This is a genomic window from Lysinibacillus xylanilyticus (assembly GCF_001183605.1).
GTDB lineage: Bacteria > Bacillota > Bacilli > Bacillales_A > Planococcaceae > Lysinibacillus > Lysinibacillus xylanilyticus.
On the sequence record NZ_LFXJ01000005.1, the window covers coordinates 1,885,372 to 1,906,911 of the forward strand.

The 21,540-nt window shown below is 35.9% G+C and carries 21 protein-coding genes and 1 pseudogene; 8 read left to right on the forward strand and 14 right to left on the reverse strand.

Annotated elements, in window-relative coordinates:
- Positions 1-46 precede the first annotated feature (46 nt).
- From rarD to ACZ11_RS12105, 9 genes are all read right to left on the reverse strand, one after another.
- Complete coding sequence (rarD, locus tag ACZ11_RS12065; protein WP_049666373.1) at positions 47-952, reverse strand: EamA family transporter RarD; 906 nt, start codon at positions 950-952, stop codon at positions 47-49.
- Between the two features lie 111 nt (positions 953-1,063).
- The gene (locus ACZ11_RS12070) at positions 1,064-1,597 is read right to left on the reverse strand and encodes a hypothetical protein (RefSeq protein WP_049666376.1); all 534 of its coding nucleotides are present in this window, start codon (positions 1,595-1,597) and stop codon (positions 1,064-1,066) included.
- A gap of 175 nt (positions 1,598-1,772) precedes the next feature.
- A complete protein-coding gene (locus ACZ11_RS12075; protein ID WP_049666377.1) occupies positions 1,773-2,945 on the reverse strand; it encodes a toxic anion resistance protein in 1,173 nt (390 codons plus the stop codon).
- A 538-nt stretch (positions 2,946-3,483) separates the two neighbouring features.
- Positions 3,484-4,176, reverse strand: a complete 693-nt coding sequence (locus ACZ11_RS12080; RefSeq protein ID WP_049666379.1) for a stalk domain-containing protein — start codon at positions 4,174-4,176, stop codon at positions 3,484-3,486.
- A 287-nt stretch (positions 4,177-4,463) separates the two neighbouring features.
- Positions 4,464-5,705 (reverse strand): ABC transporter permease, encoded by a 1,242-nt coding sequence (locus tag ACZ11_RS12085; RefSeq protein WP_049666380.1) that lies wholly within the window; start codon positions 5,703-5,705, stop codon positions 4,464-4,466.
- Entirely contained in the window at positions 5,692-6,597 is a 906-nt protein-coding gene (locus ACZ11_RS12090; RefSeq protein WP_049666382.1) for an ABC transporter ATP-binding protein, read from the reverse strand. The genes ACZ11_RS12085 and ACZ11_RS12090 overlap by 14 nt, the downstream gene beginning before the upstream one ends.
- An 11-nt stretch (positions 6,598-6,608) precedes the next feature.
- Positions 6,609-7,139: a DUF2812 domain-containing protein gene (locus ACZ11_RS12095; RefSeq protein WP_049666383.1), complete on the reverse strand. Its 531-nt coding sequence runs from the start codon at positions 7,137-7,139 to the stop codon at positions 6,609-6,611.
- Between the two features lie 213 nt (positions 7,140-7,352).
- Positions 7,353-7,889: a DUF2812 domain-containing protein gene (locus ACZ11_RS12100; RefSeq protein WP_049666385.1), complete on the reverse strand. Its 537-nt coding sequence runs from the start codon at positions 7,887-7,889 to the stop codon at positions 7,353-7,355.
- Positions 7,882-8,205: a PadR family transcriptional regulator gene (locus ACZ11_RS12105; protein ID WP_049666386.1), complete on the reverse strand. Its 324-nt coding sequence runs from the start codon at positions 8,203-8,205 to the stop codon at positions 7,882-7,884. The genes ACZ11_RS12100 and ACZ11_RS12105 overlap by 8 nt, the downstream gene beginning before the upstream one ends.
- 346 nt (positions 8,206-8,551) lie before the next feature.
- On the opposite strand from ACZ11_RS12105, the pseudogene ACZ11_RS27605 reads away from it, so the two are divergent.
- The 3 genes and pseudogenes from ACZ11_RS27605 to ACZ11_RS12115 form a co-directional block, all read left to right on the forward strand.
- Positions 8,552-8,605, forward strand: a pseudogene (locus ACZ11_RS27605) (tetracycline resistance efflux system leader peptide); the annotation flags it as partial.
- 110 nt (positions 8,606-8,715) lie between these two features.
- The gene (locus tag ACZ11_RS12110; protein ID WP_049666388.1) at positions 8,716-9,297 is read left to right on the forward strand and encodes a TetR/AcrR family transcriptional regulator; all 582 of its coding nucleotides are present in this window, start codon (positions 8,716-8,718) and stop codon (positions 9,295-9,297) included.
- Positions 9,298-9,353: 56 nt separating this feature from the next.
- A complete protein-coding gene (locus ACZ11_RS12115; protein WP_049666390.1) occupies positions 9,354-10,562 on the forward strand; it encodes a YhgE/Pip domain-containing protein in 1,209 nt (402 codons plus the stop codon).
- A gap of 432 nt (positions 10,563-10,994) precedes the next feature.
- Here ACZ11_RS12115 and ACZ11_RS12120 read toward each other — a convergent pair whose 3' ends face one another.
- A complete protein-coding gene (locus ACZ11_RS12120) occupies positions 10,995-11,561 on the reverse strand; it encodes a TetR/AcrR family transcriptional regulator (RefSeq protein ID WP_049666391.1) in 567 nt (188 codons plus the stop codon).
- A gap of 197 nt (positions 11,562-11,758) precedes the next feature.
- Here ACZ11_RS12120 and ACZ11_RS12125 point away from each other — a divergent pair, with 197 nt between their 5' ends.
- Positions 11,759-12,517: an SDR family oxidoreductase gene (locus ACZ11_RS12125; RefSeq protein WP_049666393.1), complete on the forward strand. Its 759-nt coding sequence runs from the start codon at positions 11,759-11,761 to the stop codon at positions 12,515-12,517.
- Between the two features lie 65 nt (positions 12,518-12,582).
- Here the strand turns inward: ACZ11_RS12125 and brnQ are convergent, their stop codons facing one another.
- Positions 12,583-13,929 carry a branched-chain amino acid transport system II carrier protein gene (gene brnQ / locus ACZ11_RS12130; protein WP_049666396.1) on the reverse strand — a complete coding sequence of 449 codons (1,347 nt, stop codon included), beginning with the start codon at positions 13,927-13,929 and terminating at the stop codon, positions 12,583-12,585.
- Positions 13,930-14,117: 188 nt separating this feature from the next.
- Positions 14,118-14,870: an alpha/beta hydrolase gene (locus tag ACZ11_RS12135; protein ID WP_049666397.1), complete on the reverse strand. Its 753-nt coding sequence runs from the start codon at positions 14,868-14,870 to the stop codon at positions 14,118-14,120.
- Positions 14,871-15,331: 461 nt separating this feature from the next.
- Between ACZ11_RS12135 and ACZ11_RS12140 the strand changes: the two genes are divergently transcribed.
- Positions 15,332-16,213, forward strand: a complete 882-nt coding sequence (locus ACZ11_RS12140; RefSeq protein ID WP_049666400.1) for a LysR family transcriptional regulator — start codon at positions 15,332-15,334, stop codon at positions 16,211-16,213.
- A 145-nt stretch (positions 16,214-16,358) separates the two neighbouring features.
- Here ACZ11_RS12140 and ACZ11_RS12145 read toward each other — a convergent pair whose 3' ends face one another.
- Both ACZ11_RS12145 and ACZ11_RS12150 read right to left on the reverse strand, forming a co-directional pair.
- Positions 16,359-17,168 (reverse strand): DUF1835 domain-containing protein, encoded by an 810-nt coding sequence (locus ACZ11_RS12145; protein WP_049666401.1) that lies wholly within the window; start codon positions 17,166-17,168, stop codon positions 16,359-16,361.
- 14 nt (positions 17,169-17,182) lie between these two features.
- Positions 17,183-17,806 carry a LysE family translocator gene (locus ACZ11_RS12150; protein WP_049666403.1) on the reverse strand — a complete coding sequence of 208 codons (624 nt, stop codon included), beginning with the start codon at positions 17,804-17,806 and terminating at the stop codon, positions 17,183-17,185.
- A gap of 343 nt (positions 17,807-18,149) precedes the next feature.
- Here ACZ11_RS12150 and ACZ11_RS12155 point away from each other — a divergent pair, with 343 nt between their 5' ends.
- The 3 genes from ACZ11_RS12155 to ACZ11_RS12165 all read left to right on the forward strand — a co-directional run bounded on the left by ACZ11_RS12155 (position 18,150) and on the right by ACZ11_RS12165 (position 21,376).
- On the forward strand, positions 18,150-18,533 hold the full coding sequence (locus ACZ11_RS12155; RefSeq protein ID WP_049666404.1) for a hypothetical protein: 384 nt from the start codon (positions 18,150-18,152) through the stop codon (positions 18,531-18,533).
- 485 nt (positions 18,534-19,018) lie between these two features.
- The gene (proB, locus tag ACZ11_RS12160; RefSeq protein ID WP_049666406.1) at positions 19,019-20,113 is read left to right on the forward strand and encodes a glutamate 5-kinase; all 1,095 of its coding nucleotides are present in this window, start codon (positions 19,019-19,021) and stop codon (positions 20,111-20,113) included.
- 12 nt (positions 20,114-20,125) lie between these two features.
- Positions 20,126-21,376, forward strand: coding sequence for a glutamate-5-semialdehyde dehydrogenase (locus tag ACZ11_RS12165; protein WP_049666409.1), 1,251 nt, complete (start codon positions 20,126-20,128; stop codon positions 21,374-21,376).
- Positions 21,377-21,540: the final 164 nt, after the last annotated feature.

Sequence of the window (21,540 nt, forward strand, 5' to 3'; positions counted from 1 at the left end):
TACAAACCAAAGGCATGGCTCGTACTACTAATATTAGTATATTCACTTATGCTGATTTATGATGGGCTCTTCTCACTTCAATGATTTTCGAGCCTGAAAACAGTAGTAAGGCTGCCCAAATAATGCTAAATGCCAAAAGCTCTATTTGACTAAACGGTTCCTTATAAAGTACGATCCCTATAACTAACGTAATCGTTGGCGATACGTATTGAATAAAGCCTAATAAATAGAGTGGAATATTTTGTGCACCTTTCGCAAATAAAATTAACGGTACTGCTGTCACTATACCACTTACAATCATGAGGATGTCTGTTTTCACATCAACATGTAAAAATGATGCTTGATTCGTTGTAAAAAGATAAATATAGTAGCCTAATGCAAACGGTAAAATAAATAACGTTTCAATGGCTAGACCTCTTGTCGCATCAAGCTTAATTTTCTTTTTCAGAACACCATAAATAGCGAAGGATATAGCAATAAGAAGTGCTACCCATGGGATTGATCCATAATTTATCGTTAAAATAATTACAGCAATAAAGGCAATTCCGGTAGCCACCCATTGCGCACGACTAAGTGCTTCTTTAAAGAAAATCACCCCTAAAATAACTGACAGTAAAGGATTAATATAATAGCCTAAGCTCGTTTCAATTAAGTGGTTATGGTTAACTGCCCAAATATATAAATACCAGTTCATCGAAATAACAAATGAAGCTCCAGCAAGCTGCCAAAATTGCTTTTGGTGAGACCATAAATATTTTAAATCTGCGAGAAGTTCCTTGCGCATTCCAAATACTATTACTGCTAGTACTGTAAAGACAAAGGACCAAATGACACGCGATAATAAAATTTCCAAACTCGGCACATGCTCAAGCATTTTCCAATAAAGCGGAAATGCACCCCAAAAAGCATAGGCGAAAAATGCTGCCAGAACTCCTTTTTTCTCATTTGACATTGCCTCTAACTCTCCTACTCTATTTTGAATCTATACGACTTTGCGCAACACCATTCAAAGAATAGACTTATTATAGGACTTTGATTGGAAACTGTAAATGAAAACTTGTCATTACTCTTTATTTTCCGATTCAAGCTCAGAAATATATTTACGCACCATACTATAGCTGATATCAGAATTTATTTGACGTTTAATGCGAATGTGAATTTCTTTGATTCCAACACCCTGCTCTCTCATATCACGAATCATAGATTTTAACGGATCTGACAGTGAATCTTTAGACAAGGCAGTATGTTTACTTAGTTCAATTAATAGCTCTGTATTTTGTCGACGAATCTCCTTTAGCTCCTCTACGACACAATTATATTCCATTAATTTTTTTTGCAAGACCGCATTTTGCTTCTGCATTTTTTTCATATCATCTACAAGTTGTACATTTTGTTTCTTTAAATTTTTTTGATCCTGCTTCAAAACATGATGCTTTTCATCTAAATCTTTAGGTAAAGCATTATATAGCTTTTCTATATGTGTCAATTCTTGATAGCGACTTTGCGATAACAGCATAAGTGTTTCTGTCATATCAATAGCAAGTGTTCCATCTTTTAACGTTTCACACGATAATATTGTTGGATTTATTTTGTTCATCGACTTTTCTTCACTCCATCACGTATTTGTTCGTGTAATGGCATAGCCTTGTTTAACATTTTTCCGCTTCCTTCACATTTGAAAAATATTTTTCATTGGTCTTATTATCGTATTAATTTTTATTTTGTCAATACAAAAAAGCTTCTTGCGAAAAGAGATGCAAGAAGCTTTACTTTTACATTTTTTTCAGTTTTTCATATTCAAGTTGCAGACGTTCAATACGTTTACGGCCTTCTTCACGATTTTTAGCTGTTTCTGCTTGAATTTGCTTCGTTTCTTGAATACCAGACATAATTGTTTGCCATGTCGTTTCAATTGTTTCGATCTTAATGCTTGGGCTACCAGCCGCACGAGCGATATTAACACTATTTTTACTAATATTTTCTGCATTACGTACAAGCATTTCATTCGTACGACGGTCTAATTCAGTCATTGAATCTGAAATAAGCTTTTGGCGCTTTAACGTCACTGCATGAATAAGCCCTTGCTTGAATATAGGAATTGTCGTCACAAACGCAGAGTTAATTTTAGCAATTAAATGGTTATTGCCTTGCTGCATTAATCGAATTTGTGGAGCAGATTGGAATGAAACTTGCTGCGCCATTTCTAAGTCATAACGACGCTGTTCTAGTAAATCAACGGCACGTAGCATTGTCTCATATTCCATTGCCGCTATTTGATCACCAGTTTGTGCTTTTTGTTCAAGTGCTGGTAATGATGAACGTACTTCATCTGTTTTCACTTCAATTGCCGCAATAAATTTACTTAAAGTTTGGAAGTAATCTAAGTTTTGATCATATAGGTTTTCAAGATCAATTGTATTACGTTTCATTTCACCTTCGTATTTTTGAACCTCATGGAAAATTACATCCACTTCCTTGTTCATGCTGTCATATTTGGATAGAAACTTTTCTAATTGTTCTTTTCCTTTACTGAATAGTTTAGTAAGGAAGCCACCTTTTTTATCCTCCGCGAAATCTTGAGGATCAAATTTATCCATAATTCTATTTAAATTATTTAATAATACACTTGATTCCTCAAGCTTACTTGTTTTCATCGTTGCTAGCATTTTATCTGAAAAAGTAGAAATACCATTTGCTGTTTCTTTTCCTAGCTCCAGCATGGCAATTTGATCTTTCACATCAATTTTTTGTGCTAACGCATGGACCTCAGGATCTTGCTTTAATGCAAGCTGGTTTTGAGCGATTTGTGATAGCTCTTGTTCAGAAACAAGTACTGGTTTTTTTTGCTCTTGCTCTACCTGTAATAATGGATTAGGCTGTAATAATGGATTTTCTGATGCGAATGGATCCTTTGATTTTAATAGGTCGTTGTTGAATTCTGACATAAAGTTTTACCCCCTGCGATTTATCTCTTTTATTACATACGATTCCAAACTGAAAAAGTTTCATTTTAGTAAAGACTTACAAAATATCAGTCACTCCATATATCAAGTGTATAGATTAACCATTTTATTTACCAAAATTCATATTTCCGCTACGGGCTACTCGCTTTCCCGCCCTCATGCTGGCTATCGTAGTTATAGCTTGTATCGAACATTACAACTCGGAGTCACCTACCTTTAAGAATAAAAATCCCCACTTCTAATCTACCAGAATATGTCGGAGATTATATTTTATTATCTGCCTATGGTGACACCTTGATTTTAACTGAAAATGAAGCCTGGAAAAGGTTAAACGCTGTACAAAAAGGAAATGCTCCTTTTGTAATCCTTGTCGCTTTGCAAAGCTCGATTAAAATGAACCGATAAAACTTGATTTGCGAGAAAAGAAGAATCTGTTTTTGAAAAAAGATTAATCTTATAAAGGAACTCCCTTATAAAAACTTCTTTAAGGTTTCAGATTCTTCTATTTTACTTTGTTAATTTATTGAATAAATTTAGGATCTAATATACCTAAACCACTGCCTTCAATTTCAAACTTCACTTTTGAAGCACCGTCTAAATTAACATTAACCTTTACCTTGTCTTTTATCGATCCACTATCATAAATCAATTTATTATCTGCGTAAATTTTCATAGAACCTATGCCGAAAGAGCCCGCCGCTAACTTTTTAACTGGTGCTAAATACGTTTCGAATCCTTTGTAATTTCCATTAGCTAAGTATTCAACTGTATGATCTTGTACAGCCCCTCCACCATGATATCCACCAAGTTGATAGGATTGTTCAAACTTTTCTCCGGTACTAATAACAATCGAGCTTGGGTAATGGAAGAAGTGGTCTTCATCACTCCCAATAGGTTTTACATCTTTTAAAGAGATGAATTTCGGAACATCACCAATATAAACGGATTTTGATTTTCCATCCCATGTCACTTTTTTCCCTAAAGATTCAGCAATAAAACGCAATGGAACATAAGTAGTACCTTCATAAATAAAGCCAGATTGACCATCTTGTGGTTTTTTTCCAACCTTATCTACATAGTAATTGATTGTATCTTGAAAAACGCTAATCTTTTTCATATTGCTTGCTGCTTCCGTTGTTGAGAGGTAAGTAAAGGTTAATCCTCCTAATATAAAAATGACTAAATAACTTGTTACTATAAGTAGTTTTTTCATATAATCACTCCTTAATATATATAGTTATATGTAATTATACCAAAAATTACATACTATATTTCAAAATATTGTTCACATATTGACCATAGTGGAATAAGAAGAATTTCTGCATATCGACGTTTAATTGGTGAAATTATTTGCACTCATTTAACGAACCTTTTTTATAGCATTCAATTATATTTTAAAAAACCGAATAGGGCACTTTTTTTTAAGTGTCCACTATTCGGTGTATAGTTCAAATATATGTTATTTCTTTAAAATTGCAGTGAATGTAGCTGCTTCCATCATCATGTCGTCACTTTTAGCACAGTTTTAATTTTCTTAATAACGCCACCTGAACTATAAGTTAGAACACTGCGTTTATAGAATGAAATACTGAATAAATAAACAACAATAATTGTCGCTATTAAAATACCTAGCGATATAAGTGGTACCATTACTCCTATATCAGTAGCCCCGATACGCATCGGCATGATCATTCCTGAAGTAAATGGAATATAAGAGAAGACCTTAATGAAAATTGTATCTGGGTTGCTAATCCCCGAGATCATAACATAGAAGCCTATTAATGTAATCATCATGGCTGGCATTAATACTTGACCCGCTTCTTCAACTTTAGATACTAAAGAACCGAATAATGCCCCAACAATTAAATAAAGAATAATTGTTAATAGTAGGAATAGAATTGCATATATCACGTAACTTATCGATAATTCTTTAACAATGCTTGCTGCCATGTCCCAAATAAAGCCATTCTTCGCAAATTTCGCATAGATTAGGAAGACAACTGCAATCATACTCATCTGTGTTAATGCGAGTAATAGTACACCAGCAATTTTTGCCTTAAAATGGGTAGCTGGCTTTACACTTACTAGTAGCATTTCCATTGCACGTGAACCTTTTTCAGATGCAATTTCCGTTGTAATCATAGATAGGAATGTAGAAATAAAGAAATAGATTAAAATACCAACTGCATAAGATACCCATAATCCTGATTGTTTTTCTTCTTCGCTTTTACCGTCAGCAGATTTTTCATTTAAGTTTTTATTCGAGATAATCGTTTTTGCACCAATAATTTGCGCTGCTTGGTCTGGTGTTAGTGATAGCTGTTGTACAGTATAATTTTGGCCAGCAAGTTGCAGTATCGAATTTAAAGAAGCTTGATCATTTAATTTTAACGGCGTGAAAGTGGCAATTTCAGCATGTAGTTGCCCATTTTGATCTGTTATTTTAATGATTGCATCTAGCTTTTCGTCCTTGACCTTTTTCTCTAACGCCGATATATTTGACTCATTTTGTATAAATTTCATATCGCCATCTGAAACAAAGAGACCGCTTAAATCGGCTGTTGTTTCATTGACAATCGCAATTTGTTGGGTATGGTCATCACCCGTAAAAAGCTCTTTAATATCCGACCAGAAAACTGCAACAGACATCACCAGTAAATAAATGCATGTCATTACAACAAAGGATCTTGATTTTAATTTTGATTTGTACAGCTGTTTCACTAATAAATTAAACTTCGACAATGTTGCCACCTACCTTATCTTTAAAGATCTCATCTAACGATAAATAATCTAAACTAAATTTTTCAATATATTTACCATTTGAAAGCTGTTCGAAAATGCTTTGTGCATAGCTCTCATCCTCCAGAATGAGCACTGTTTGCTCTTTCTCCTCTCGAACATCCTTGACACCTTCAAGTGCCAACAATTGAGTTGTCGACCACTCTGTACGTACTGCCAATCTTGTTTTTCCGTATTGTTTCTTTAAATCTAGCAGACTACCTGAAAATAGAGATACTCCACGTTTCAATAGACAAAGATGATCGCATAGCTCCTCTACATTATCCATTTGGTGACTAGAGAACAAAATCGTTGTGCCTTGTTCTTTTAAAAGCAATATGGCATCCTTTAGTAAATCTTTATTCACGGGATCAAGTCCACTAAATGGTTCGTCTAGAATTAAAAACTGGGGTTTATGAATAAAGCTAGCAATCAGTTGTACTTTTTGCTGATTCCCTTTTGATAAAGTTTCAGCCTTATCTTTCCGTCTATCTTCGAGTTCAAATCGGCTAATCCAAAAGTCAATATCCTTCTTTAACTGCGACTTCTTCATGCCTCGTAGCTCGCCAAAAAAGTAAAGCTGATCCTCTACCTTCATCGTTGGAAAAATGCCTCGTTCCTCTGGTAAATAACCAAGTACATCGCGGTTTATAGCATTAACTGGCTTGCCATCCCATGTAATCGTACCGGCTGTCGTTTCCTGTAAATCTAAAATCATACGAAACGTTGTTGTTTTACCGGCACCGTTTTGTCCAATCAGCCCAAAAATCTCCCCTTTTTCAATGGTGAAATTTAAGTTGTCGACCGCTGTGAAATCTTTGTATTTCTTCGTGACACGCTCTAATTGTAATGTCATCTTTTTTCCTCCTACGCTTCAAATATATGTAATTCTCGTTGTAGTCCTTTTTTACGTCTTTCAACCTTCAAAATTTGCATACACATAATCATTACGACTACAAAATTTAAGAACGATACTCCCGTATTTAAAAATCTTTCTGTTGATTCACCAAGTCCAATATAAAGATTGAAAAACCCAATTAATAGGTTAAGAAATGTTACGGCTATAAAAAGACGGCTTATTGATTTTAAATATTTTATTTTCGAAGAACTATCTGAAAATAATTCAAATGGACCTTCTGATTTCTTTTTTCGGTAATAAGCCCATACACCAAATTTTGAAACAAACTCAATATTCATCGACTCTAAAAAATCAAAGTAGTCCTGGCTTTTACCTTTGATTAGTTCATTGCGATAAATGTACTGACCAGGTTCCCCTTTTTCAAAAATAAAGTATCCCACCATTGTACACTTTAGATGCCAACCTTGTTCCGCCATATCATTAACCCATGCTTCTTCCTTTTCATAATCAAGAAAAAAACGATACACTCTTTTTTTCAAAATGTCCCACCTCCAATCTATTACTCTTATAAAACTGATGCGAACTCCTGGTTAAATATACGCCCTAATAGTAGTCATAGAAGCATTTTCTTTGTTCAATTTTTCTGATTTCCCGGAAAATAATTTTGAAGCAAATGCTCATCCCATACTTATGAGGCTGCTTTTTATCGAACTTGGCAAATAAGCAACCAGATTTTTTAACTATCTCCTATACTAATCTGTAAACAGATCCAAATCCTTCTTCAATTTATGGCGCACACGCACAAGTTTTAATAATGGTATAGAAAATAACACGACCACAAGAATATTAGTGATATTCATTGATAATTTAATCCAGTCTATTGCCTGTGCTGAAAAAATCCCACTCAAACCAATTACACCTATAATCAAATTAAGAAGGATGAGTGATAGTAGCAGGGAAATTTTTTGAGACAGCTTACTAATTTTATTTTTCTTATCAGAATAAAGTTCAAAAGGTCCATCATTTGCTGGCTTTCTAAAGAATACGAAATTGCCCGAACGATCTACCTGTTCAATTCCCGAGGACTTTAGAAAATCTAAGTATTCGTCTTCATATGAGGCACCAAATCGCTCCAATTCATCATGCCGAAAAATATAGCTACCTGGCTCCCCGCGTTCGAAAGTAAAACGTATCCAAGTGAACTTTTTTAAAAGCCAACCTTGGCTTGCCATATCATTGACCCATTTCTCAATATCATATGGGTTGACGACTAATCGATATTTATCCATTCGTTCCATCCTCCTTTGTTATACGGATGCCATTGTCAAAAAGTTCCCTTAATCTCATAATTTCATATTTAATAACTTTTTTTCCATTTTCAGTAATGATATATTCCTTTTTTCGACCATCACCATCTAGCGCCTCAATCCATCCTCGCTCGAGTAATGTTTTAATTGCTCCATAAATCGTCCCTGCTCCAAGCCGAACACGACCATTACTCATTTCCTCTACTAGTTGCATGATGCCGTAACCATGCCTTGCATCAAATAAAGCTAACAAAATATAATAAACGCCTTCTGTTAATGGCGGATGTTCTTGAGTCATACAAATCCCCCTTTTTATATCGTCCAACAATATATCAGCAGACGATATATTCAAAATATATCAGCAGACGATATAATTGTCAATGCTATTTTTTCCATAAAAAGTTATTAATACTTTTCATACTTGCAGTGTATCACTATGTTGGTGTCTTGACTCATCTTGAGTGATTATTGGTTTTAACTATGCAATTATTTTCGTCACCCAATATGTACAGAGATCATAAAGTTATAAAAAAACGCCAATCATGTTATTTAATATCAGACCATATTATTGTATAAAATAGGAAAGTTTTGATTTCAAGTTATGTGTAATAAGTTATTTATATCAAACTTAGGAGGAGTTATTTATGAAGTGCAATAAATATAATTGGGGACAACCTAAAGAGGGAAGCGTATCAATGCTTTTGCACAATCATTATTTAATTTCCATTGTCTGTTAATATTTTTATTGCATTAGAAATTGCTCTATGCTAGCATGTAAGTAATTACTTGCATGAAAGGAAGAATTCTATTGTCAACAAAAGGTACCGCAGAACGAATCATAGATGCAGCTTTACAACTCGTTAGTGAGAAGGGCTACACTGCGGCAACAACTAAAGCAATTGCTGAACTAGCTGGGGTTAATGAAGTAACAATTTTTCGCCATTTTGGAAACAAGCGTGGAATTTTGAAGGCCATTATTGAGCAATTTTCCTATTTTCCTCTTTTACAGCAAGAGATCAATAAAAATGTTACATGGGATTTGGAAACGGATTTACTAAATTTCTCTGTAAAGCATTTTAACTTTTTAATGTCTATTAAAGACTTTGTAATGATTGGCTTTAAGGAAGCTATGCAGTTTCCTGAAATTAATGAAGAGATTGCTAATATCCCTCTTCATATTAAAAATGAGCTAATTCATTATTTTCAGGAAATGTATGAAAGAGGGAAAATTAGAGAGATTGATTTTGAAGCAGCAGCGTTATCTTTTATAGCTGTAAATTTTGGTCATTTCATGTCACGGGCACGCTTAGGAACAATTGTTTCTAATATGCCCGCTGAAGAATTGTTAAAAACGAGCGTTTCAATTTTTTCTAGGGGATTAACTCCCTAGAAAAAATTTTTCCTTTCAATGCAAGTAAGTACTTACTTATATTCAGGAGGTAAATGATGAAAGGTTTACAAGCTTTATTTAAAATTCGAGAAACTTATATTGGCATTGTCATTACAATTGCATTCCAGGTAATTTTCTTTTCCGTATGGATGACTGCTTATGATGGTGTAAATGACAGAACAGGAAATTTAAAGATTGGACTAATTAGCGAAGATACGGAGATGGGGCAACAAATAGTAAATGAAATTAAAGGAAAACTACCTTTTACAATAGAAAATTACACCTCTCTAAACAAAGCTGAGCAAGCATTAAATCAACGTGATATCCTTATGATTATTCATATCCCAAGCGATTTCACGAGTCAATTACAAGCAGGTAAAGAAGCTGAAATTATATACTCTATTAATCAAGCAAATGCAAGTATCGCAAAAAACATGATGGACGGAGTAGCCAAACAAGTAACAGAGGAAATTAACCACAAAATTTATCCTATACAGCAGGGTAAAACCATTGAAGCATTTTCTCAAAAGTTCTCACAATTGCCAATGGAACAAAATACAGCACAGCAAATTAACGAAGCCGTTGCTACAATGATTATGAGTGTAAAGGATCATACGATAGGTTCTACTATTATTAAAACGAATAATGTTGAAGAGTTTGCTGCGAATTTTGTGCCATTGATGGTTATTATTTCGTCGTTTGTTGGTGCAATGGTGATGATTATGCAGCATCAGCAGGCAGCACAAATTGTGCAAGATAAAGTTTCGAAATGGCAATTGTTCCTAGCAAGACAGCTCATTAATATTGGTGTAGCCTTCGCCCTTCCACTATTAACTATTGGCTTAATGCACCTATTTAATATTTCAAGTCAAGTAAACTTTTTAACAGTATATCTTTTTCAAGCATTAATATTTTGGGCTTTCCTCTGCTTGGCACAAGCCTTTATCATAATTTTTGGTAATTTGGGCATGATTTTTAACATTTGTGCTCTTTCTATACAGCTTGTTACTTCAGGTGCGCTCGTTCCACAAGCAATGCTATCAAATTTTTACAATAAACTAGCTGCACTTCTTCCAGCTACTTACGGAGCAGACGGGTATTTCACTATTATTTTTGGTGGAAGCACTGATAATTTAATGAGTAATTGTAGCTCGTTAGGAATTATCATAGCTGTAACATTAGCCATTTCTGCTATGGTCGTTGCTTTAAGAAGAACAAAAGTAAAAAGTGAAAGTGAGCACATTTCCCCTGCCACTGTTCAATAATAGTATCAAAAAAGCGATGTACTAATGACGAGTTAGTACATCGCTTTTATAGTAAAATCATTTAACAGTGAAGGTACCTCTGCTAAGATGCGGTACTTTAAATAAAGCTGATTTCCGTTCTAGGCTATCGCTTTCCTGTGGGTGAGAGTCGAGCCACCACCTCCTCTTATATTGTTGCTATCGCTTCCCTTTCGCACAGTAAACATTTGTACTGACGCTATTGCTAACTTTTGGTTATGTCATTGGAAGAGACATGCTAGAAGATCCATATTTAGTAAACGGTTGATTGGAGTGGAGACCGGACGACTCCTTGGGGATTAGCGTCACAGATGAGACCCTCCAGCGAAGCGAAGCGGCTCATCGGACGCCCCCAGGAAAGCGTCCAGTCGGAACGGAAATCACCCCCTCGCTTTGCCGATTAGTCCTTTAAAACTATTCACCAATTCGTAAAATAGACGCAAGCTGTTTATTCAAGGTACTTACGCTGTCCTCAAAATCTTGGCGATACCATTGAATGATTAGGCCAATAATTGCATTTGCTTGATACGCACTATAATACTCAATGGATATCTCATCATGTACTTTATTATGGATTGTGATATCTCTTTTTAGCAGAGCGAAAATTCCATCAAATAACATGTAATAGTATGTCAGCGGCACATTTTTGGAAAAAACAATGCGATAGAACAATTTAAAGCGCTCTATATGATGAAAAATTCGAATAGTATTCGGATCTATTTGGTTTTTATCTAACGTTGTTACTGCACGGTACGGTTCCTCATAGGAATTATTCAAATCCTCCATAATTTCCTGAAAATATTCCTCAAAAAGTCCTTCCTTTTGCTCATAGTGCAAGTAGAAGGTACCTCTATTCACCTTTGCCACCCGACAAATTTCTGCGATTGTAATGTTTTCTAAAGGCTTTTCACTCAATAAAGTTAGTAAAGCATTATGTAATGCTTGCTTCGTTTTAACAACCCTTAAATCGTTAGTACTCAAATTTTTTATCCCCTTACTAAACAGATTTTTTTATATGTGTTGATTACTGAACAGTTCTTAGTATTCTGCGCATTGAAATCGCTTACAAAATCATTATATTATTTTAATGAACACATGTTCAATATCTAACATAATATCCCTCGATATCACTGGAACAAACTCTGGTGAGAGAACGTAAATTATAGGAGGTTTTTGAGATGAGATTAGAAAATAAAGTAGCCATCGTAACGGGTGCAGCGTCTGGTATGGGTAAAGCAATTGCAGAAGGTTATGCAAAAGAAGGAGCAAAGGTCGTAGTTTCTGACTTAAATTTAGAAGGTGCACAAGCTGTTGTTGAAGGTATCCAAGCTGCTGGTGGCTCAGCAATCGCCATTCAAACAAATGTTGCATCCACAGAAGATTTACAGCGCTTATTTGATGAAACAAAAAATGCTTATGGCAAATTAGATATTTTAGTGAATAATGCTGGTATTATGGATGGAATGGAGCCAGTTGGTGAAGTTTCTGATGAACGATGGGACAAAGTATTCGCGGTAAATACAACTGCCGTAATGCGTTCGATGCGTATGGCAACAGAGATTTTCCTTGCTCAAGGACATGGTGTCTTTGTTAACAACATTTCAGCTGGCGGTCTATATGGCGCACGTGCTGGGGCTGCCTACACTGCTTCTAAGCATGCTGTTGTTGGTCTTACAAAAAATACAGCGTTTATGTATGCAGATAAAAATATTCGCTGCAATGGTATCGCTCCAGGTGCAGTTATCACTAACATTGCTTCTACAATGACAAATGTGAGTCAAACAGGTGCAGCTCGCCAAGCACTAGGTTTAGCTATTAACCCACGTGCGGGACAACCTGAAGAAATCGCCCAGCTTGCTATATTCCTTGGCTCAGATGAAGCGAGTTTTGTCAACGGACAAGTAATTGCTGTTGATGGTGGCTGGACAGCTTACTAAGCTTTAATATAAGAAAAAGCACGCACATATATTCATTGTTGTGCGTGCTTTCAATCATTTTATATTTAAATTTTCCCCGCTTTTCTTGCTGGGAATAAGCAGCCTATAAACGCCCCAATTAAGGCTGGTAATATCCATCCTAAGCCCATGTCGTAAAAAGGTAAAAAGTTAGAATAAGCTTTTTCAATTGCATCAAAAATACTTAATTTCGCAGTAGGAATGCTGGCCACTAACGCTTTATAACCATCAATCACACTAATAAAAATTGTGAAAATCATAGCAATCGCATATACCGTTTGCTTATTTTTAAACAGTGATGAGCATAATGCCAGAACAATTAAGACAATTGCTAGCGGATATAAGAACATCAGGACCGGAATGGCAAACTTAATAATATTTGTTAATCCGAAGTTGGCAATTGTAAATGACACTACGCACAATAAAAAAACAAACCATTTATAGCTTATTTTCGGGAACACTTCGTGGAAAAACTCACTACATGATGTGATTAAGCCAATACTTGTCTTTAAACAAGCAAGGACAATAATAACTGCCAATAAAATAGCCCCGTATGAACCAAAATAGTGATCTGCCACTGCGGCAAATATTAAGCCACCATTATCAAATGTACCAACAGCATCAATACTTGATGCCCCCATATACGTTATTAAACCGTATATTAAAGTCATTAATGCCATGGCAAAAATACCAGATTTCCACGTTGCTTTAGCAATTTCTTTTCTATCTGATATTCCTGCGCTTTTAATCGCGTTAATAACGACAATACCAAAAGCTAATGAGGCTAACGCATCCATTGTGTTATAGCCTTCTTTAAAGCCTGTCATAAATGCTGAATCAATATAATCTCCGATTGGCTGCTGGAAATGCCCCATCGGTTTTACAATACTAATAATAATTAAAATAAATAACACAATTAAAAATGCTGGTGTTAAATATTTTCCGATATAATCCATAATTTTCGCTGGATTCAATGAGAAATAAAAAACGATGGCAAAAAATACGAAGCTAAATAAAGCAAGTAAAAGTGTTGTATGCTCGGCTTGTATATAAGGTTCAAAGCCAACAACAAACGGAACTGTCGCTGTACGTGGAATCGCAAAAAAAGGACCAATCGTTAAATAGAGGGCTAATGAAAAGATGACACCGAATACTGGGTGAACACGGCTCGCTAAGTCACGCAATCCGTTACTTCCTGATAAACCAATAGCTAAAATACCTAGAAACGGTAAACCGATAGCTGTTACTAAAAATCCAATAAGGCCAAACCAAAAGTTGGTCCCTGCTAATTGTCCAAGTTGAATTGGAAAAATAAGATTCCCTGCTCCGAAATACAGTCCGAAAAGCATTGTACCAATGACTGCATATGTGGAAAAAGGTATTTTCTGTTGCATTTTGATGTACTCCTTAGATGTATTTAACTATTGCAAAAAATTTAAATCGAAGAGATTTCCTTGCTACAATCCCATTATAGTATCAGGCATTTATTTTAAATTCAATAGTTTTTTCTTTTATAATCGTTAATTGTACAGTTCTTAGCTTTAATTAGGCAAAACTAAAAGAGCTGTCTGCTGACAGCTCCTTAGTTTGCTACAGACCAATCTATATGATCTAAAAACTTGTATACGTCCTCATACACTTTTTCGCGCTCTTTATCTAATGTAATAATATGACCAGAATTTTCATACCAAATAATTTCTTTATCATCAGTTTCCACAGTGTTTAAAATGAATGGTGCACTTTCTTGATAAAGTTCATCATCTAATGAACCTTGTAATACTAATGTAGGTGCTTTAATTGTAGATAAATCATCGCGTGTTTCTGTTGTTAAACGTGTTACACCATCTAATGAATCCTTAGGTGTAATGCGTAATTCATGTAATTCTGAAATAATTTGATCTTTTGATTTATTTTCAAAATGTTTATATAAACGAGCGTAATGATATAAACGTGTAAATAAGCCTTTTGAGTTATCACGTGTGATTGGTGCACACATGGCAACACATGCTTTCACAGGAAACGTCTCTGCTACTTTTAACGAAAATACGCCGCCAAGTGAAATTCCTACTACCGCGATTTCTTCATAGCCTTTACTTTTTAGGAAGTTATAACCTTCCACAACATCGTTCCACCAGTCTTCTGGTCTTGTTTCAAGTAACGCTTCTGGCTCTACGCCATGCCCACTATAAATCGGTGCATGAACTGTATAACCACGTTTTGATAAAAATTCACCTAGCTTTTTTACATCTTTTGTGCTACCTGTGAATCCATGCAATAATAGTACGGCTTTTTTGCCTCCCTCAATTGTTAGAGGTTGTGGCTTAGATAAATTCATTTTATAGTATCCCCTTCACGGAAATTTGTAATTGTGTAATTTATGTGTCTATCTTAACACCCTTTATTCATAATGTACAATTTATAGTTTTTATCATATTGATGTGTTTCATGCATTAACGATGTGAGGTTAATGACTGTTATATAACGCTTTCTGTTACTTTTATTTTTACATTTCTCTTTTTAAGTGCAAAGTTTTTAAAATCTTTTTTCCAGCATTAACGCGCAGTAATTTATCTGTACCTAAAGTGAAGTGACCGGTACAAGATTTCTACCTCAATTTTCAACGTAAGCAAAGAAATTAGGTAGGAGTTAAACTACCCGTAAAATCCCGATTGTTGAAGACTAATAATTAGTGGAAAAACTCCACTGATTAAAGATTCACTTTATGTGCCTATACTTCCTACTCTTTTACCGTTATAATGCTGTTAACTATAAAATAACGGGAAAAGAGATGAGAAAATGGAGTGGCAGCAATTGGAATATTTCGTCACAGTAGCAAAACTTGAGCATATGACTCGTGCCGCTGAAGTATTAGCTATTTCTCAGCCTGCATTAAGTCGTTCTATTTCAAAGCTTGAAGAGGAATTAGGCGTACCTTTATTCGACCGACAAGGACGCTCGATTATGCTCAACCGATATGGCGAGCTTTTTTTGTATCGCGTCCAACGCATGCGTAAAGAATATGAAAAGGCAGTTATAGAATTACAAGAGCTTAATAACCCAGAGCTAGGAGATGTATCACTCGGCTTTTTACATACTCTAGGGACTAGCATCGTACCTGACCTGATCCGCGCATTCCGTCAAAAACATCCGCATATACGCTTTCACTTTACACAAAATTACTCTCACTCCCAGTTAAAGCAATTACTCGCGGGAGAGTTAGATCTTTGCTTACTTGCAGCGATTGACACGGAGCCACCTGTTTGTTGGAGGGAGCTGTGGCGTGATGAGCTTTATATTATGGTGCCAATCGACCATCACCTCGCCAACCGTAAAAGCATCAAAATGAAGGAACTTGAACATGAGAATTTTGTTCTAATGAAAAAGGGTTACGCATTGCGTCGTACAGCTGATAAATTATTAAATGCTGCAGGTATCAAACCAAAGATTACATTTGAAGGTGATGAGGTATCAACAGTTGCTGGTTTTGTAAGTGCTGGGCTTGGCGTATCGTTGCTACCTGTAGATGAAGACTTGAATCCAAATAAACTAGCTAAAATTCGTGTGGAAGATATGGTTTGTGAACGGATAATAGGTATGGCTTGGATTGAAAATCGATATCTTTCACCGTCAGCAAGACAATTTCAGCAATTTGTATTCGATTTTTCCGAAGAAAAATAATAGCAAAATTCTTAAAAATGGGCATAAAGCGAGTAACAAACGTTACTCGCTTTTCTTATATTTACGAAAAGCGTTCCATAGTTTCAATTTTCTTTAACAACAAAAAACCACCTTCTGCAAATGAAAGGTGGTTACTGCAAAGATGCTACTTTATTATTGTTTCTCCTACATATTTTAATTGATACGAATACATATCTGTCGTATTTCCATCAATTCTAAAAAGTCCCTGCTTTGCTAGGGTCATCAGGCGTTTCTCCACAAACTCTTCACTTAAATAGTCATCAATTGCACCAATTGTTTCACCGATAATACGCATCGGAATAAGCCATTCCTCATTTATTTCGGAATGTGCTCTTTCCGCACATTCCATAATGATTGGATCCAATGCATCTTCCGCTACATGGACAATGCCATCTTGCCAAACTCGCAGTGTACTAGGGTTTTGTTTCAGCTCTTCCCATTCCTTTGCAAGTTGCTGACACTCATCAATAGAAAAGCGCTTTGCCTCAGAACGGAGTCTCATTAGCAAGTCTGATGAAAGTTCACCTGTATGACGAATCCTCATGTTTGGCTCAACACGTTTCAAGCCCTCTGTGGCATCAATTCCATATACCATACTACATTTATTGATCAACTCACTCATGATAAAACGTAACCCTATCTCTTCATGAGTACTTTGGCTGTACCAAACCCAGACATTAACATCGCAAGGTAAACCTGCAATTTTTTTCTTCCATGCTTGTTGAAGATCCTCGTACAATTCACGTTCTTCATTATCCCTAAAGATATGAGCTTCTAACCAGCTTTTTCGTTCTTCTGCGTTGCTCAGTGGACCTATAGAGAAAATCTCATTGACACTAAGCACTGACTCATCTCGTTGTAAATGATGCTGTCGTATCGCATGTTTTATCGAACCTTGTGTAGATAAGCTAAACGTTATATGTAAAATTGCCATGAAAATCCCCCATTTTACTGTTTACTCAGCGCTATTTGTATTCCAATAAAAGTGAAAAGTACTCCTTGAACCATATTTAATCGTTTAGCAATTGCAGGCTTCCCAATAATTACTTTTCTTACTTTACCAGCGAAAATACTAAAAAGTGAGAATAGTATTAGCGCTTGTACTAAAAATACAATACCCAAAATTAACATCTGTAAACTTACATGGCCATTAGATGGATTTACGAACTGTGGCAACAGCGCTAAGAAAAATAAAGAAACTTTTGGATTTAAAATATTCATTAAAATACCTTTTCGATATAATGTCACATATGCTTGTTTATTTTGCTGTTCCAGCGTGAACGGATCCCCTTTCGAGCGAAACGATTGCCAAGCTAAATACAATAAATACGCTGCTCCTGCAAACTTAACAATAGAAAAAATAACTGTTGATTGATAAATAATAGCTGAGATTCCGAGAACAGCCGCTCCTATATGAACGAGCAAACCTGTACACAGACCAAGTGATGTCGCTATTCCCGCCTTTTTATCCTGTGTAATGCTTTGCGCAAGAACAAATAAATTATCTGGTCCTGGCATTAATGTTAAAATAATTGCCGCTCCTAAAAACGCCAATAACGTAGAAACTGCCAATACTATCCCTTCTTTCTATTTATTTTTAGAAAATTGCGCATTATAACGTGGGGTTAATTTCCGTTCCGACTGGCTCTTTCCTGGTAGCGTCGGGGCAACAAATATACGAAACCACAGCGGCAGCAACACATGATTATCAGTAGCGTAAGTGTAGTGCTAACAAACCATTATAAAATGGAATTATTTCCATTATACTATATGACAATGCCCCCTTCTAAATTTTTACAAAAAAATATTCAGTTTAATTATGCTCGCTTAAGCAACACTTTTCTTTTTAATACATTATAATGAATATTATTAAAACGTAAAAGTAGTATTGTTTTGGAGAAAGAGGTGTCTGTCGATGGCAGTAAGTGATATTGTAAAGCAATATGAAGACGAGCAAGGTAATGTCTTTTATAAAATGAAAACACATGATATCGAAGTACTAGCTAAGCAAAATTCAGGGTTAGCACCAGTTATTACTTATTGGATGGGTGAAAAAGAAATTACTGACGATATTCGAAGTTTGCGCTTTAGCCCTCGCCCTCCTTCAAGTTATATTCAAGAATACGATGAATTTCAAACAATGCTTTATGCAAAAGAACAACGTGCCATCAACGAACTTTATGAACAAATGAGTATAAAACCGAAAAATATGTCTTCTGGAAAACAAATAGTATGGAGTTTTTTCGTGATTGTTTTAGCGATGCTCCCTCTATTAGTCGCAATCTGGTGGTACAAGTAAACAAAGTTGTGTTTCCCTCACACTTTAACCCCGATTGTTCAGTATTTAGCTACTTTTTTTAAAAACTATCATCCCTAATTAGCTTGACAGACTTGCTAAAGTAGTGCATTCTTTATTCAATTACTTTTTGAGGAATGAAATATCATTCAAAAAAGATATTCAATTATAAAAATAAAAGCGAGCGAAGACTAGTACTTAGAAACTATTTGATCAGAGAGCGATGCCCATCGGCTGAAAGGCATTGTACAAGAAAGACTAAAGAACCTACTTCGTAAAACGTCCTAGCTAAACTAGGCGCAGTCTCAAGCGTTATGAGTAAAGTGGAATGTCATTGACGTTCAATGTAGGTGGTACCACGGAAAGTAAACCTTTTCGTCCTAATTTTTTAGGATGAAAAGGTTTTTTATTTTTATTTTTAGCGAATATTAACAGCTGCTAAAGTTTAAATCATTTTGCAAATGTAATGGCGAATTGGAGGTATTACTATGGAAAGAAAAAGAATCGTCGTTAAAATCGGGAGTAGCTCCTTAACAAACGCAAAAGGTGAAATTGATAAAATACGTTTAATGGACCATGTTCAAGCGATTGCTGAATTAAAAAAATACGGTCATGAAGTATTACTTGTTTCATCAGGTGCAGTTGCAGCAGGCTTTAAACAACTAGGGTACCCTTCTCGTCCTGTCACAGTAAAAGGAAAGCAGGCTGCGGCGGCAGTTGGGCAAAGTTTACTTATTCAGACCTATAATGCTTTATTTGGCATTTATGATATTGTGCCTGCACAAATTTTACTAACACGCACTGATTTTTCAAAAAAAGAGCGCTATAAAAATGCCTATGCCACATTTGAGGAATTATTAGAGCGCTCCATGCTGCCAATCATTAACGAAAACGATACAGTATCTGTCAGCGAATTAACCTTTGGAGATAACGACATGTTATCTGCACTTGTAAGTGGTCTCGTTCATGCCGATCAGCTCATTATCTTAACAGATATCAATGGCTTGTATAACGCCAATCCAAATAAAAACCCAGATGCCAAACGAATTGATCATTTAACAGAGGTATCTGATGAAATGCTTGGCTTCGCAGATGGTGCAGGTTCAAAGGTCGGTACAGGTGGTATGGAATCTAAATTACTGGCAGCTAGAGCAGCTTTAAATGCAGGTGTCAAAGTGTTTATCGGAACTGGTCATGGTGCTACTAAGCTTGTCGACATCTTAGAAGGCCGTGGTGATGGTACGTATGTTGAGCATGAAGCGCTTGCTGTTTTAACAAATAATAAACAGTGGATTGCACTTACGGAAGTATCTGGTAAAATTTTTATAGATAGCGGTGCTGAGCATGCATTATTGGCAAATGGGAAAAGCTTGTTGCCTGCTGGTGTTTGTCGTGTCGAAGGTGATTTTGCAAATGGAGACGTTGTCGAGGTCTATAGTGACAAGGGACTGCTTGGTCGTGGTGAGGTCTTATATACTTCCCTAGAGTTAGCACATGCGATGGGAAAACGTACAGATGAGTTAGCGAACTATCCTATCGAGGTCATTCACCGAGATAAATGGCTAAAAATTCAAACAAATTAAGGAGGAATTCACATGACAAGTGAAGTTCAACAAAAAGGAAAGCTTGCAAAGGCCGCCAGCTATATTTTAAATATTAAAACAACTTGTGAAAAGAACGAAGCCCTCACAAAAATTGCTGAACAATTAATAATCGACCAAGATTATATCATTGCTGAAAATGCAAAGGATTTAGCAATGGGCGAGCAACAAGGAATGCCCGCTTCTACACTTGATCGCATCATGCTAAACAAAGAACGAGTAGAAGCTATGTCAAGTGCTATTCAATTACTTGTAGAATTAAATGATCCAGTAGGCAGTCTCTTAGAGCGAATAGAAAAAGATAATGGATTACTGATTGAAAAGCGTCTAGTGCCAATTGGCGTTATCGGAATGATTTACGAGGCGCGACCTAATGTAACAGTAGATGCGGCAACATTATCATTGAAAACAGGAAATGCGGTTATTTTACGTGGTAGCTCTTCAGCCAAGTTTTCTAATGTAGCACTTGTGGCAAGTATTCATCGTGCACTTAGCAAAACGGCTATCCCTGTGGATGCAGTACAATTAATCGAAGATACGAATCGTGAAACTGTCAAAGAATTATTCCATTTAAAAGAATACTTAGATGTATTAATTCCTCGTGGTGGGAAAGCACTTATTGACTTAGTAGTAAATGAAGCCACTGTACCAGTACTAGAAACAGGTGCTGGCAACTGTCATATTTATGTGGATCATACGGCCGACTACATAAAAACAGAAAAGATTTGTATCAATGCGAAAACACAACGTCCTTCGGTTTGTAATGCCGCAGAGAGCTTACTTATTCATCCTGATTGGTTTAAGGAGCACGGCAAACAACTACTAAGTGCTATGCATCAAGCCGGTGTGACAATTATCGGTGATGCAACCGTTTGCCAAGCTCTTGATTTCGCCGAACTAGCAACAGTAGAAGACTATGCAACTGAATATTTAGATTTAAAGATCAGCGTTAAAATTGTGGAAAATGTTTATGAAGCAATTGAACACATTAATAAATACGGCACGAACCACTCTGAAGCCATCATTACTGAGGATCAGTTAGTAGCAGATACTTTCTTAAATAGCGTGGATGCTGCAGCTGTTTATCACAATGCATCAACTCGCTTCACAGACGGCTTTGAATTTGGCTATGGTGCAGAAATCGGCATTAGTACGCAAAAATTACACGCTCGTGGACCAATGGGTTTACCAGCGTTAACATCTACAAAGTATTTCATTCACGGTAACGGCCAAATCCGAGAATAATTGTAGAACTATTAATATAGAGCCGACAGTTGATATACCTGTCGGCTTTCTCTGCCTATTTTAGGGATTAAAAGATTTGTAGAGTAGCATGGCCGCTTCCACTCTTAACCGAGCAGCTCTGATCTATACCTGAGCGAAGATCTATACCTGAGCGAAGATCTTTG